Source organism: Pseudoflavonifractor sp. BSD2780061688st1 E11 (genome assembly GCF_005844125.1).
GTDB lineage: Bacteria > Bacillota > Clostridia > Lachnospirales > Lachnospiraceae > Sellimonas > Sellimonas catena.
Window position 1 is genome coordinate 73,167 of sequence record NZ_SPHM01000005.1, and the last position, 12,776, is coordinate 85,942.

Below are 12,776 nucleotides of genomic sequence, written 5' to 3' on the forward strand. Positions count from 1 at the left end.
TTCTGTTTACTGGTTCTGTTTCATGTAAATCTGGAATACGTCTGAAGGTACTTTGGACTCTCCAATGTGTTCCGCCTGAATTGCGTAGCTTTTCACCGGAATATTCAGCGTTTCTTCGTCAATCTGCCCCTCAATGGCATTGACCAGAGTAACACTATCAAAAAGTGGAGTCGTCGTCTCTCCTTTCTTCAGAACCGTACACTGGGTTTTTGTTCCATAGGCGTAAACATAGCTTCTTGCCGTCACCTTCCCCGATGTGGTAATATCGGAGCTCCGGACTTGTACCCATCCGTCATTTACTTTATAAGCAAAGAGCTCTGTATCTGCTGCCGGCAGCTTTTTCCCGTCTGGACCTACCGTAATAATCTTTTTCACCGGAACCTGAATTTCCAGAAATGCGTACGCATCATTCGCTCCGGTATTGGTGATCCTCGGATCCTTTTTGATCGTCTGGTTCGGTGTAATATCTGTTTTTTCGTCCGATGGAACATCTTCCCACTCCGGCTCCTCCAGATCTGTTTTTACACTTCCTACAGTCAATGTATTGGTTTTCTCCTGGGTATCCGTAAAATACGCGGAAATCCCGCCAATCGCAGCAGTTGCTGCAGCCACTGCCAATGCAATGACCGTGATGTGTTTCCATATTCTTTTTTTTCTCATAGTATTTCCTCCATGTCATATCTACTGGCTGCACAAAATATGATCAGACAATCAACGGCCTCACCCCCTCTGAACATGAAGTTTTCTTTTCTTCGGGATTCCGAAACAGAATTCGTCTCGGTCTCAAATAGATAAATATAGAAAAATAGATCAGGGCAATGATCTGCCCCTGTTAGAAATGTCTAAAGTATAGCATGCCCTCCGCAAAAAAGCAAGACAAAAGACTGCCTATTTTGCAGTCTTCCTTTTGCTTTCTTATACAAATTGATTCCGCTTCGGATCGTACTCATAGTCGATTCCGGAAAGCGTGCTGCAAATCCAGTCTTTTCCAACTTGAAGATCTTCGCACAGCGCATCCAGAGTCGGATAAAAATCCCGCAGTTTCATATTTATGGTTCCAAGAAGCATCACTGGATCTTTTGGCAGGTCTGCCATCATCTCTCACATCCTTTTCTTATTCGTAACAATGCTGATCGGTAACTATGATCCGTGGCCGGATATCATACGGTCCGGCGGGTATCTGTTCCACAATCTGCTCTTCAAAGCAGACTGCCGCAGTCTCAAGGCCCGGATGGTTTGCCAGATACCGGTCGTAAAACCCGCCTCCATAACCGATCCGGTTCCGTTTTCGGTCAAAAGCTGCTCCTGGAAGAATCACAAGCGCCTGCTCCTGTGGGTCTTCTTCAAAGGCAGGGCACTCCGCTCCCGGTTCCTCGATTCCAAAACATCCCTGTTCAAAATCTTCCCATGTCCGGACCAGAAAAAACTCCATTGTCTTTCCTTCCACACGGGGACAATAGACTCTCTTTCCCGTCTTCCAGGCCTGTTCCATCAAAAGAGTAGTCTCTGCTTCAGACCGGAAATGGCGGTAAATTAAAATAGAGGACGCCCCTGCAAAACAGGGCATCCCGCAAAGCCTTTTTGCAATCCGGATACTTTTTTCTCTTCGCTGTTCTTCCGGTATCCTGTCTCTCCTATCAAGAACCTTTTTTCTGATTTCTTTTTTTTCCATATTTTTCACCAAGATTAACAATCGTACCGTCTTTTTCTTTGATTGAAATATTGTTCAGCTGTCCTCTGAGATTTTCACGAAATGATTCGATGTATTCCTGACGCAGAATTTTCTGCTCTTTCTTCTCCTCCTCAGTCAGCCCCTCTGCTTTTGACTTATGGTATAGCTCATTGATTCTTCTGATTTTTTCTTCTTTCATCTTTTTGTACCTTTCCCGTCAACTGGAGTAATTTTCCAGAAATCCGTACAGTTTTTCCACTGTCCGGATTTCCTTTCCCTCCTGAATTTCCTGCCTGATATCTTCAGGCAGATCTTCTACAACAATATTGGTATATTCATAAATCGTTTCTTTATCTGATCTATATACGGCGACAAATCCGTTCAGATCCATAAGGTAAAAAACTTCCCCTTTACTGACATCACCTTCCGCCGCCACGGCGTCCTCCTCTTCTTCTTTTACAGATTTCATGATTTCCTGTTTCAGTCTTGCTTCCTCTTCTGCCTGTCTTTTTGAATACTGAAAGCTGAACTGATAGGCCGCGCCGATCAGCGCAACGCAGCCGAGAAAAAGGACGAAAAGTCCGATACTGTATTTTTTCATAGAAGCACACTCCTTTTTTTATACAGTATCTGCCTTCTCGCTGAAATTTATACAAGTTTTCCCAGAAGACGTTCAAACGGAAGTCCTGCGCGTTCTTCGCCCGCTTCCACTGCTTTCGCCCTTAAGCAGTCTGCAACAAATGCATGGGCCTTCCGCGCAGAAGCCTCAAGCGAAACGCCGCCAAGGAGAGTTCCGCATAGTACCGCGTCAAACAGATCCCCGGTACCATGAGAATGATACGGAATCTCCGGCTCTTTGCAGATTTTCATGTTATTTCCTTCCAGAACCGCCATGCCGATCTCATCTTCTCTTGCTTTTGTTCCGGTAATGACACCGTCTTTCATGCCCATTTTCCGAAGTTTCTCCACAACTTTTCCCAGTCCTTCTTCCGACTGACATTCGGAATAGGGAATTCCGCTCAAAAAGGCCGCTTCCGTCAGATTCGGAAGCAGAAGATCCGCTTTCCCAAGAAGGGGAAGCAGGGCTTCCTTATATGTTTCATCAAAATTAGAATAATATTTTCCGTGATCCCCCATAATCGGATCCAGAATCACCAACGGCCTGCAATCCATCTCCAGAAGTCCGGAAACGGTCTGTGCCATTTCCGTATTTCCCAGATACCCGACAAAAATACAGTCAAACCGGATCTGTTCTCTCTGAAAATGTTTAAGGCTTTCTTCCAGATACGTCCCCGGTACCGGAAGCATTTCCGGCCTGCCGAATCCTCCGGTATGGGTTGACAGCAGCATGGTCGGAAGCGGACATACCTCCATTCCCATAACACTTAAAACCGGAATCATATTCATCATGGCCGCTTTCCCGACCGAGCACAGATCATGGATCAATAACACTCGTTTCATCTCGTGCACCTCTATTTTAACAAATGTGCTTTCTGCAGAACTGCCGCAATTTTCGCGCCCTTCGGAAGTGCAAGAATCTCCGCTTCTGTCAGTCCGCCGATTGCAAGGAGGCTGACCGCATAGATGCAGACTCCAGCCACAATCGAAATGACCGTTGCAACAGCATCACTGATCACAAGAGCCAGTACAAACTGAAGTACGAAAACAACGACCCCCATAATGACAGCAGCTACTGCCGGGTATACAAAGGTCCGTTTCTTTTCCTGTACGTATCCGACCGCTTCCCGAAGATCATGTGAATTTAAGATGCACATGGCAAGACCAAAGATCACCTTACTTGCAACAACTGCATAAATGCTCCAGTGGAAAAATACAAGCATGATAAACAGGGAAACAACATGAATCACAAGGGAAGTCGCCGCATTTTTCACCGGTGACATCATCTTGTTGACTCCCTGCAGCACTGCATTGGTCAGAGTAGATGCCGCATAGAAAATGATCGAAATTGCACCGATCCGGAACAGATTTGCTGCCACTGTATTATCAATAGATCCCCAGATCAGATCCAGCATCGGCTTTGGTATTACGATAAACGCAACTGCACTTGGCACTGCAATCAGCATGGTTACGCGCATTGCCATCTCAATCTTCTGATGCACCTGCTCCCGGTTTCCGTTCTCGTATGCACGTACAAGCGGCGGTACAATCGATGAACCGAGCGCATTAGCCATGAAAAGCGGCACGTTAAACAGCGTATAGTACTGTCCCAGACTTCCAAGCAGATCCGCGCAATGCTCCTCTGAAAATCCCTGTGCGGACATAATGCTGCTGAACATGGCGCTGTCAATCACATTCTGAATATTGTATACGGTAGAACTTAAAATAACCGGTGCGATCGTAAGAATCAGCACTTTGAAAATAAATCCGAAGCTCTCCACCTCCACGGTTTTGTCCCGTCTGATTTTATTCCGCAGTTTTCCGCGATACGCATAGAAAATCAGCACAAGGAAAATCAGTGCGATCAATCCTCCGGCAATAACGCCAAGTGTAGCACCTGCAGCTGAAAAAGCCGGCCCGTAAAGATCATCTCTTTGCTCAGAGCCTACGGTTTTTCCGTACTGAAGCAGAATATATGCCCCGATGATACTGACAATCGCATGGACAACCTGCTCCAGAATCTGTGATACCGCTGTCGGCACCATGGATCCGCGCCCCTGGAAAAATCCTCTTAAAACTCCCATCACGGAGACAATGACAAGTCCAGGTGCCAGAACCCGGAGCGCGTAGGCACTCATGCTCATCTTCATAACCCCGCCTGCAAGAACATCTGCTCCAAAGAAAATAATCAGACTGACAACTCCACTTACCACTAATGTCAACAATAATGCCGATTTAAAAATCCGGAACGCATTTTTTTCCTGATTTTTGGAAAGCCTTGCGGAAACAAGTTTGGAAACCGCAAGCGGCATACTGTAGGATGTAAGAATCAGTGCAATACTGTAAATCTGATAAGCAACCTCGTAGAATCCCTGACCGGTCGTCCCCATAATATTGAGCAGTGGAATCCGGTAGATCATCCCTATGATTCTGGAAATCATTCCAGCCGCCGCAAGAATTCCGCCTTGTACCAGAAATTCATTTCCGTTCTTCTTTTTACCCATAAAACACCCCGCTATTTCGTTTCGTCTTTTGCAGTTCCTGATCTGGAGATGCCGAGGCGCTCCAGAATTTCATTTTGCTTCTTTTCCATAATAACCCTTTCCTGCTCTTCCATATGGTCATATCCGAGCAGGTGAAGCATGCTGTGCGCAATCAAAAAGGCGTACTCCCGCAAAGGAGAATGTCCGTATTCCTCTGCCTGTGAGAGTACTTTTTCCTTTGAAATCACAATATCTCCAAGAAGTGCTTCCCCGGTTTCCGGATGAAAGCAGTCCGGGCGCTCTTCCAGAAAATCGAATTCTCCCGCTTTTTCATAATCAATCATCGGGAAAGACAGTACGTCTGTCGGCCGGTCAATTCCTCTCTGTTCCCGGTTCATTTCCCGGATTGATTCATTATCGGTGAGCAGGATTTCTACTTCCGCTTCATATGGGAACCCCTCATAATCAAGAGTTTCCTCCACCACCTGCTCTGCTGTTTTCCGGCAGTCTACCGGAAGTCTGATTTCTGATTCTTCTTCTAAATATATCGTCATATCAACCTCTGTGTCTTATACTTTTTCTTCTGTTTCCACGCTTTCCGCTCTCTTCTTTTTTCTCGTAATTCTCATATGCCTTTACAATTTTCTGAACAAGCGGATGTCTTACAACGTCCCTGCTGGTCAGGCGGCAGACGCTGATCCCTTCCAGTCCGTTTACAACTTTGACTGCCACATCAAGGCCGGAAGTCTGTCCGGACGGCAGATCCTTTTGTGTCTCGTCACCGGTAATAACAACCTTTGATCCGAACCCGATCCGTGTCAGGAACATTTTCATCTGGGCCGGCGTTGTATTCTGCGCCTCATCCAGAATGATAAACGCATTGTCAAGTGTACGTCCTCTCATATAGGCAAGCGGAGCCACTTCAATGAGTCCTTTCTCTGAATTCTTTACAAAGCTCTCTGCCCCCATGATCTGATAAAGCGCATCATAGAGCGGCCGCAGGTACGGATCGATTTTGCTCTGCAGATCTCCCGGAAGAAATCCAAGTTTCTCCCCCGCCTCGATTGCCGGACGGGTCAGAATGATCCTTCCCACTTCATTATTTTTGAATGCTGAGATTGCCATTGCCATTGCGAGGTAGGTCTTCCCCGTACCGGCCGGTCCAAGTCCAAAGACAATCATATCCTTTTTTATTGCATCCACGTAGTTTTTCTGCCCCAGAGTCTTCGCCTTGACAGGCTTCCCCTGAACTGTATATGCGACAACCTCTTTATCTATTTCCAGAACATCGCCCTTTTCATCATCTTCCATAGCCAATGAAATGAGATAGTCTACATTTTGTTCTGTGATCACATTTCCCCGCCGGGACAGCTCCAGCAGCTTTTCCAGAATCTCTTCTGCTTTTCTGGTCCTTCCCTCTTCACCCATGATTTTGATCTCGCCGTTTCTCTCGATCAAAGTCACATGGAACGTGCGTTCAATTTTCTTTGCGTAGGCATCCAGCTGACCGAACACATTTGCCTCATGCTCAGCTGGTATCTGCATTGTTCTCTCCAAGATTCCCATGTTCTGTCTTTCTTTCCTTTCCGCATGATTCCAGAAGAATCAGTGTTCCTTTTGCTTTTGCACTTTGCGTGTCCTTGTATATTTTAACATCATTCTCCAGAATTTGAACCCCTTTTTTTCTTAAATCCTTGCAGAAGCGTTCAAATTCTCTGCTTAGAATCTCCTGACATTCCTTTTTTGTATAGGTTTTCTTCACTTCCCGGTACTGTTTCTCCTCCCGGACGCCAAATGAAAACGGGAGAAGAAAGCTTTTTGAAAACTGAGGGAGGACCTCAAACGAAAAGATTTCTTTTTTCTCCCCTGCTTTAACTTTCTGTCCCAGAACGTATTCTTTATCCGAGAAACGTAAGAACACCTGACGTTTCTTTCGTTTTTCATATCTCTTTACCGTATAGGATAAATCCAGCGTATCTTCATATGCTTCTTTTGTCTCCATCCGGATATCCGCATCCGCATTCTGGTACTGATATCCTACGACTTCCTGACTGTCATTTTTGATCTCCACACGTCCCGACACAAGAATATCTCCGGTTTTTACTTCATCTCCGGCATGAACCATCGGAACACCGGACCTGGTGACAATCTCTTTGATCACGCCGTCCTTTTCAGCGATGAGATCGGTTCCTTCCTCTGTCATTTCCTCTTCCTCAATCTCTCTGGAATCACTGTTTTCCTTAATGTCAATCTGGATTTTACTGCCCTTCAGAGATGCCGACACCCAGATGACATCATCGTACTCTTTCCGGATCATCCGTGCAATCCCGGCACAGTCCACAGAAGAAGCCGGCATTCCGCAGTGCACATCCTGTTTTCTTAAAAAAGCCAGAATGGTCTCATCCGTCCGGACATGATTTCCGCTGATCTCAATATTCCATATAAAAAGGGAAAGGATATATACGAGCAGAACGCAGCCCGCTGCTCCGGCAAAAAAAATCTTCCTTTTGCGGTGCCGGAAAAGGAAAAAAGGAAGTCCGATTTTCTCTATGATTCGTAAATTCGTGCCGGTTTTTTTGAGAATCGGTTTTAGTTTCTTCATGCCGGCTATTGTAATATTCATGTCATAAAAATTGCGGCCCGGCAACAGTCCCCAGACCGGAATCTTTTTGTATTTGCACAGATTCAGAAATCGTTCAGGAGAATATCCGGTGATCCGTATCCGGACATACCCTTTCACATACCGCAGGATCCGTGTCAGCAATGTGCATCCTCCTTCTTTTCAAACTCTACCTTCCAGATCTTCCCGGTAATTTTCATCTCATCGTTCATATAGTATTCTATGCACATTCTTTTTCCGATAATCCGGATCGTTCCGGATTTTGTTTTCACACGGATCAGTTCCTCCGTATATTCCAGAATCCCTCTATAATTTTCTATACAGATTTCACACTGTCCGGTCAGATGGATCAGCGGAAGCCCCATGATCACGTCTTTTGGTGCATCTGCAGTCTCCGCGATCTTTTTGCGGATCACGTCCCCTCGTGTCTCTTCCTGCCTGGTCTGGTCTCTTCGTTTGCTTCCCATCATACTGCCGCACACCTTGCTTTTCTAGCAATATATGCGGCAGTCTCCAATCCTATACACCATCTGTTTCCAAAAGCTACTGTGCCTTTCTCTCCTTCCCGGTAAAAGAAAGGACCTCAATGCAGTACACATCCGCCGCTTTCAGCAGATTTTCATCAAATTTTAATTCTGCCTCCGGCGCCAGATGCTCCATAATCTTTTCGAAGCCGTAACGCTTTTCGCTCTCCGACTCCAGCTTTCTGATCTTTCCTGTCCCCATAATACTCTGGTAGGCATATGAATAGGAACAGGTGTAATCTCCCCGGATCACCCCGCCTTCCCGGTCAAGTTCCAGCGCTGCTACCGGCTCTTTTGCAAAAGCCTCTGCTTTCCTCCCCTGAGCCGCGGAATGAAAATACAGTTTCCAGTCAAGTGTCCCGTCTTCTTTCTCCAGTAATTCATATCCATAATTCACCGGCACAATAAACATTCCTTCTTCATCCGCCGCGCCGATTCGTACAACACTGCATCCGTCAATCAGGTCTCTTAAAACCTCTTTGTCCCGAATCTCTCTTTTCTTTAATCTCATAGTCCGCATCCTGTCTTCCTCCTTTTTTTCTGATCATCTTCTATTCAAAATGCAGAAGCTCCGCATATTCTTTCAACGTATTTGTTCTGTAAATCTTCTGAATCATTTCCCGTTCTTCCCGGTGTACCAATGCACGGTATGTCCAGAATTCTTTCAGTCTCGACAGCACATGCCGCTCCTCCTGGATTTCTTTCTGATATGCGAGATAAAGCTCATACTGAAGCTCCATCCAGGTATGGGCCGGCCTGTGGTTTTGTTTAATTTTAGATAACAAAAGCGGATCGCCAAGTATTCCTCTCCCAAGCATCACCGCATCGCTTTGTGGAAATTTCTTCTCCCAGTCTTCGTACTGTTCTTTCGTAAAAAGATCGCCATTATAACATAATGGATGTCTGCTTTCCTTCATTGCATACCGGTAAACTTCCCGGTGCGGGCTGCCTTTATAAAATTCTTTCCCGGTACGTGGATGGAGAATCAGCTCCTCGAGCGGATACTGATTATACAAATCCAGCAGTGCTCCGAACTCCTCCACATCCCTCACTCCGATTCTGCTTTTAATGGAAATCCGGATATTGGATTTTTCAAAAATTTCATCCAGAAATCTGCGCAGACCGTCCGGATCCGCCAGAAATCCTGCTCCCCTTCCTTTCGACACCACACAGCGGGAAGGGCAACCCAGATTCAGATTGATCTCCTCATATCCAAGGCTGCCAAGATACGCCTCTGCGCTCAGGAATTCTTCTGTTTTATTTGTCAGGATCTGTGGAACCGCATACATTCCTTCATTATTTTCCGGAAGTACGTCCTGTCGCTGCCGTTTGGACAGTTTTCCATTCTCATTTGGCGTAAGAAAAGGGATAAAATATTTATCCATCGGTTCAAACAGCTTATGATATGTTCTTCTATAGATATGATCTGTGATCCCTTCCAGGGGAGCAAGATAATATTTCATGTTCGTGTATTCCTTTCTCTTTTCCTTTTCTGAGCCTGCTTCTATTTTCTTTTAATTCATCATACACTGAAACCAACAATATTTTCGGGAATCAAAACTATGAAACATGCTCCTGAATTAAAAAAAGCATTGCTTCTTCTCCTGCTTTTTGTAGCCGCCTACTGCGCCGGAACCGGCATCGGATTTCTTATTTCCTCCTTCCGGGAAGCCCCGGCCCGGGAGACGTCTGCCGAAGCCTCCGGGAACTGGGGATTAAGCTTTCCAAACGAAGGAGAACGTCCCGTCGGCAATGCTGATATTTCCGAGCTCTCCGCTCTGAATGCCGCGTACTGTGAAGATACGGATGAAAAAGTCATCTACCTGACTTTTGACTGCGGATATGAAAACGGAAATACGGAAGCAATCCTTGATGCCCTGAAAAAGCATGACGCTCCCGCGGCTTTTTTTATTGTAGGCACCTTTCTTCGTGACAATCCGGACATCGTAAAACGGATGGTCAAAGAAGGGCATACACTCGGAAATCATACGTGGCATCATCCGGATATGTCCGCCATCTCTACAGAAAGCGCTTTCCGCGAAGAACTGGAAAGCGTAGAATCTCTTTTTGAAGAGACAACCGGACAGAAAATGAGCCCGTATTATCGACCTCCGCAGGGGAAATTCAGTACCGCAAATCTACAGATGGCAAAAGAGCTGGGATACTCTACCTTTTTCTGGAGTCTCGCCTACGTAGACTGGTACGAAGACGACCAGCCCACCAGAGAAGAAGCATTTGAAAAGCTGCTCGGACGTATTCATCCCGGCGCAGTCGTTCTTCTCCACAACACGTCTTCCACCAACGCGCAGATTCTGGATGAACTGCTGACCAAATGGGAAGAAATGGGCTATCACTTTGCTCCGCTCTCACAGCTTGTAGAAAATCAGCTTTAGCAGAAGAGGGATATGGTCTTTGAACCGTATCCCTCTTTCTTATTCATATTACTTTTCCATTCTGCCCAACCAACGGATCATCAGATCGTCGGGTCGGTCGGATCCCAGTTCTGATAAGCCGGAATCTTCGCATATACCGGTTTTCCAAGCGGTCCTGCTGCAGAACTGTTGTAAATGGTGACTGTTGTGCCGGAAGCACAGTTGTCATAAATCCATTTCGCGTCAATGGCTCTCAGCCGGATACATCCGGAAGATGCCCATGTTCCAAGTCTGTTGTACTGATTCGGCATCATTGTCCGGTTGTTGAAATGTGTGTATGGAAGAGAATGGAACAGGATGTGGCCTGTAATTCTCGTACACCATTGGCCCTGAGCCCCATACAGCGCATGCCAGCGATATTTGTCAGAGGTATGGAACGTACCGGTCGGCGTTCCTGCTCCCGGTGAACAAGCAAATGCCACAACCGGGATGATATATCCTCTGCTTCCATCTTTTGCATAAACTGTCACGCAGCTCATCTGTTTGTTAATCTTGATCAGATAAGAGGACTGCTTTCCGATGATATTACGGATATCTGTCTGTCTGACACCGGACTTATAATAATACTTATATCCGTTTTCGTAGTACCATCCATTCTTACTCTTCACAAATGGACGCGACGTGGAACCCGGTGCTGCCGCTCCTTTCTTTACCAGACGGATCTGTACTGCCTCCAGGCGGTAGCTGCATCCTTCGGTACCGGCGCTTGCACCGTTCTTTGCCCATCCGAGCCAGCCATACTGCTGCGCATGAACGCGGTAATAAATGTCAAAGTACTTTGCCATATTTCCTGTCAAGCGAATCTGAATCGCTTCCAGGCGAAGACTTTTTCCCGTTGTTCCGCTTATAGCGCCATTCTTTTTCCAGGATGACTCCCACCCAAGATTCTGAATATGGGAACGATACTCAATATTTCCGCTGATATCCTGATTTGCCAGACGGATTTTGATGGATTCCATGCGTTTATACTGTCCGACGGTTCCACCTGTGGCCCCATCTTTCACTTCGCTTTTCCAGCCGTCATTCTGTACATGTGTCTGATAATATACAGATGGAAGCTGATGGAATGCAGATGCTGTACTTCCCGGTGCCGCTTTTCCTTTTACGACCAGTACCACCTGGAGTCCCTCCAGCCGATAGCCAAATCCGGCTGTCCCTGCACTCTCGCCATTTTTCGCCCAGCCAAGCCAGCCAAACTGCTCCGCATGAACCCGGTAATACACATCAAAACGCTGTGCCATTTCTCCGGTCAGACGGATCTGAATTGCCTCCAGACGGAGAGCCTTTGCAGTCGTTCCGCTCATAGCTCCGTTTGCTTTCCAGGATGATTCCCATCCAAGATTCTGAATGTGGGAACGGTATTCAATATTCCCGCTGTATGCCTGATCTGTCAGACGAAGCTTTACAGACTCCATTCGTTTGTACTGTCCAACGGTTCCGCTGATGCCACCGTTCTTTACTTCTTTCTGCCAGCCGATTGACTGAACATGCGACTGGTAATAAACCGACGGGCGCTGCCAGAATGCATCGGCCGTACTTCCCGGCGCCTGACCGCCCTTTTCCACAAGGACAATCTGAATGCCTTCCAAACGGTAACTGAATGCTGCTGTTCCGGCACTTTCTCCATTCTTTGCCCAGCCGAGCCAGCCAAACTCCTGTGCATGAACACGGTAGTAAATATCATAATGCTGTGCCATCTCTCCGGTCAGACGGATCTGAACCGCCTCCAGCCGCAGTCCTTTTCCAACTGTACCGCTTGCAGCACCGTCTTTTGCCCATGCGGATTCCCATCCAAGATTCTGCACATGGGAACGGTATTCTACGCTGCCTTTGTAAGACTGATCCTCCAGACGGATTTTGAGCGTTTCCATTCGCTTGTATTCTCCGACCGTTCCGCTTGTAGCACCGTCCTGTACTTCATCCTGCCAGCCGTCTGTCTGAATCTGGGACTGATAAAAGATATGCGGCGTGCTGACTTCTTCTGTTTCCTCCGCCTGCACCTGCGGCACTTCCGCTGCTTCTGATTCTTCAGATACTGCTTCTGATTCCGAAGCAGTATCTGTCTGGTTTTCTGTATTTTTCACCGGTTCCTGCACATCGATGTCCGAATCAGTCTCTCCGGTTTCTTCCTGTTTATCCGCTACGGACTGGTCACCTGTCTCTCCGGTTTCTTCCTGTTTATCCGCTACGGACTGGTCACCTGTCTCCCCGGCAGGTTCCACCGTCTCTTCTGCCTGACTGTCTTCGGATTCAATCAGAATCTCCTGCCCGCTTTCTGCCGGATTTTCAGCTGCCTGCTCTGATAAAACAGCTGTATCTGTTGTATTTACGGACGAATCAGCTGCCTGTACTGAAAAAGATCCCATTATCATTGTCAGGCTTAAAATAACTCCGGTCATTCTTTTCATGACCTTTTTTACATTCATA

General features: G+C 46.7%; 15 protein-coding genes. 1 reads left to right on the forward strand and 14 read right to left on the reverse strand.

Features of this window, described 5'->3' with window-relative positions:
* Nucleotides 1–6 precede the first annotated feature (6 nt).
* From FGQ85_RS03635 to FGQ85_RS03695, 13 genes are all read right to left on the reverse strand, one after another.
* Nucleotides 7–660 carry a TasA family protein gene (locus FGQ85_RS03635; RefSeq protein WP_138372682.1) on the reverse strand — a complete coding sequence of 218 codons (654 nt, stop codon included), beginning with the start codon at nucleotides 658–660 and terminating at the stop codon, nucleotides 7–9.
* Between the two features lie 255 nt (nucleotides 661–915).
* The gene (locus FGQ85_RS03640; RefSeq protein WP_087168941.1) at nucleotides 916–1,095 is read right to left on the reverse strand and encodes a DUF4250 domain-containing protein; all 180 of its coding nucleotides are present in this window, start codon (nucleotides 1,093–1,095) and stop codon (nucleotides 916–918) included.
* 19 nt (nucleotides 1,096–1,114) lie between these two features.
* Nucleotides 1,115–1,672 carry a 5-formyltetrahydrofolate cyclo-ligase gene (locus FGQ85_RS03645; RefSeq protein WP_138372683.1) on the reverse strand — a complete coding sequence of 186 codons (558 nt, stop codon included), beginning with the start codon at nucleotides 1,670–1,672 and terminating at the stop codon, nucleotides 1,115–1,117.
* A complete protein-coding gene (locus FGQ85_RS03650) occupies nucleotides 1,638–1,871 on the reverse strand; it encodes a DUF896 domain-containing protein (RefSeq protein WP_087168924.1) in 234 nt (77 codons plus the stop codon). Before FGQ85_RS03650 ends, FGQ85_RS03645 begins: the two co-directional genes overlap by 35 nt.
* 18 nt (nucleotides 1,872–1,889) lie before the next feature.
* A complete protein-coding gene (locus tag FGQ85_RS03655; protein WP_087251974.1) occupies nucleotides 1,890–2,273 on the reverse strand; it encodes a hypothetical protein in 384 nt (127 codons plus the stop codon).
* A 47-nt stretch (nucleotides 2,274–2,320) separates the two neighbouring features.
* Nucleotides 2,321–3,133, reverse strand: a complete 813-nt coding sequence (locus FGQ85_RS03660; protein ID WP_138372684.1) for a pyridoxamine kinase — start codon at nucleotides 3,131–3,133, stop codon at nucleotides 2,321–2,323.
* A gap of 11 nt (nucleotides 3,134–3,144) precedes the next feature.
* Nucleotides 3,145–4,794 carry a polysaccharide biosynthesis protein gene (locus tag FGQ85_RS03665; RefSeq protein WP_087251976.1) on the reverse strand — a complete coding sequence of 550 codons (1,650 nt, stop codon included), beginning with the start codon at nucleotides 4,792–4,794 and terminating at the stop codon, nucleotides 3,145–3,147.
* A gap of 11 nt (nucleotides 4,795–4,805) precedes the next feature.
* Nucleotides 4,806–5,327, reverse strand: coding sequence for an rRNA maturation RNase YbeY (gene ybeY / locus FGQ85_RS03670; protein WP_087251977.1), 522 nt, complete (start codon nucleotides 5,325–5,327; stop codon nucleotides 4,806–4,808).
* A 1-nt stretch (nucleotide 5,328) separates the two neighbouring features.
* Nucleotides 5,329–6,339, reverse strand: coding sequence for a PhoH family protein (locus FGQ85_RS03675; protein ID WP_087168929.1), 1,011 nt, complete (start codon nucleotides 6,337–6,339; stop codon nucleotides 5,329–5,331).
* A complete protein-coding gene (locus FGQ85_RS03680) occupies nucleotides 6,302–7,537 on the reverse strand; it encodes a sporulation protein YqfD (RefSeq protein ID WP_138372685.1) in 1,236 nt (411 codons plus the stop codon). Before FGQ85_RS03680 ends, FGQ85_RS03675 begins: the two co-directional genes overlap by 38 nt.
* The gene (gene yqfC / locus FGQ85_RS03685; RefSeq protein WP_243128478.1) at nucleotides 7,531–7,863 is read right to left on the reverse strand and encodes a sporulation protein YqfC; all 333 of its coding nucleotides are present in this window, start codon (nucleotides 7,861–7,863) and stop codon (nucleotides 7,531–7,533) included. Before yqfC ends, FGQ85_RS03680 begins: the two co-directional genes overlap by 7 nt.
* A gap of 73 nt (nucleotides 7,864–7,936) precedes the next feature.
* Nucleotides 7,937–8,428: a pyridoxamine 5'-phosphate oxidase family protein gene (locus FGQ85_RS03690; protein WP_242958869.1), complete on the reverse strand. Its 492-nt coding sequence runs from the start codon at nucleotides 8,426–8,428 to the stop codon at nucleotides 7,937–7,939.
* Nucleotides 8,429–8,468: 40 nt separating this feature from the next.
* Entirely contained in the window at nucleotides 8,469–9,380 is a 912-nt protein-coding gene (locus FGQ85_RS03695; RefSeq protein ID WP_138372686.1) for a tRNA-dihydrouridine synthase family protein, read from the reverse strand.
* Between the two features lie 99 nt (nucleotides 9,381–9,479).
* On the opposite strand from FGQ85_RS03695, the gene FGQ85_RS03700 reads away from it, so the two are divergent.
* A complete protein-coding gene (locus FGQ85_RS03700; RefSeq protein WP_138372687.1) occupies nucleotides 9,480–10,310 on the forward strand; it encodes a polysaccharide deacetylase family protein in 831 nt (276 codons plus the stop codon).
* 80 nt (nucleotides 10,311–10,390) lie between these two features.
* Here FGQ85_RS03700 and FGQ85_RS03705 read toward each other — a convergent pair whose 3' ends face one another.
* Nucleotides 10,391–12,775 carry a L,D-transpeptidase family protein gene (locus FGQ85_RS03705; protein WP_138372688.1) on the reverse strand — a complete coding sequence of 795 codons (2,385 nt, stop codon included), beginning with the start codon at nucleotides 12,773–12,775 and terminating at the stop codon, nucleotides 10,391–10,393.
* Nucleotide 12,776 lies beyond the last annotated feature (1 nt).

Bases quoted from the DNA above. Each gene is read 5' to 3' on its own strand.
- FGQ85_RS03635 (WP_138372682.1), bottom strand. From the start codon at position 660: ATGAGAAAAAAAAGAATATGGAAACACATCACGGTCATTGCATTGGCA.
- FGQ85_RS03640 (WP_087168941.1), bottom strand. From the start codon at position 1,095: ATGGCAGACCTGCCAAAAGATCCAGTGATGCTTCTTGGAACCATAAAT.
- FGQ85_RS03645 (WP_138372683.1), bottom strand. From the start codon at position 1,672: ATGGAAAAAAAAGAAATCAGAAAAAAGGTTCTTGATAGGAGAGACAGG.
- FGQ85_RS03650 (WP_087168924.1), bottom strand. From the start codon at position 1,871: ATGAAAGAAGAAAAAATCAGAAGAATCAATGAGCTATACCATAAGTCA.
- FGQ85_RS03655 (WP_087251974.1), bottom strand. From the start codon at position 2,273: ATGAAAAAATACAGTATCGGACTTTTCGTCCTTTTTCTCGGCTGCGTT.
- FGQ85_RS03660 (WP_138372684.1), bottom strand. From the start codon at position 3,133: ATGAAACGAGTGTTATTGATCCATGATCTGTGCTCGGTCGGGAAAGCG.
- FGQ85_RS03665 (WP_087251976.1), bottom strand. From the start codon at position 4,794: ATGGGTAAAAAGAAGAACGGAAATGAATTTCTGGTACAAGGCGGAATT.
- ybeY (WP_087251977.1), bottom strand. From the start codon at position 5,327: ATGACGATATATTTAGAAGAAGAATCAGAAATCAGACTTCCGGTAGAC.
- FGQ85_RS03675 (WP_087168929.1), bottom strand. From the start codon at position 6,339: ATGGGAATCTTGGAGAGAACAATGCAGATACCAGCTGAGCATGAGGCA.
- yqfC (WP_243128478.1), bottom strand. From the start codon at position 7,863: ATGATGGGAAGCAAACGAAGAGACCAGACCAGGCAGGAAGAGACACGA.
- FGQ85_RS03690 (WP_242958869.1), bottom strand. From the start codon at position 8,428: ATGAGATTAAAGAAAAGAGAGATTCGGGACAAAGAGGTTTTAAGAGAC.
- FGQ85_RS03695 (WP_138372686.1), bottom strand. From the start codon at position 9,380: ATGAAATATTATCTTGCTCCCCTGGAAGGGATCACAGATCATATCTAT.
- FGQ85_RS03700 (WP_138372687.1), top strand. From the start codon at position 9,480: ATGAAACATGCTCCTGAATTAAAAAAAGCATTGCTTCTTCTCCTGCTT.
- FGQ85_RS03705 (WP_138372688.1), bottom strand. From the start codon at position 12,775: ATGAATGTAAAAAAGGTCATGAAAAGAATGACCGGAGTTATTTTAAGC.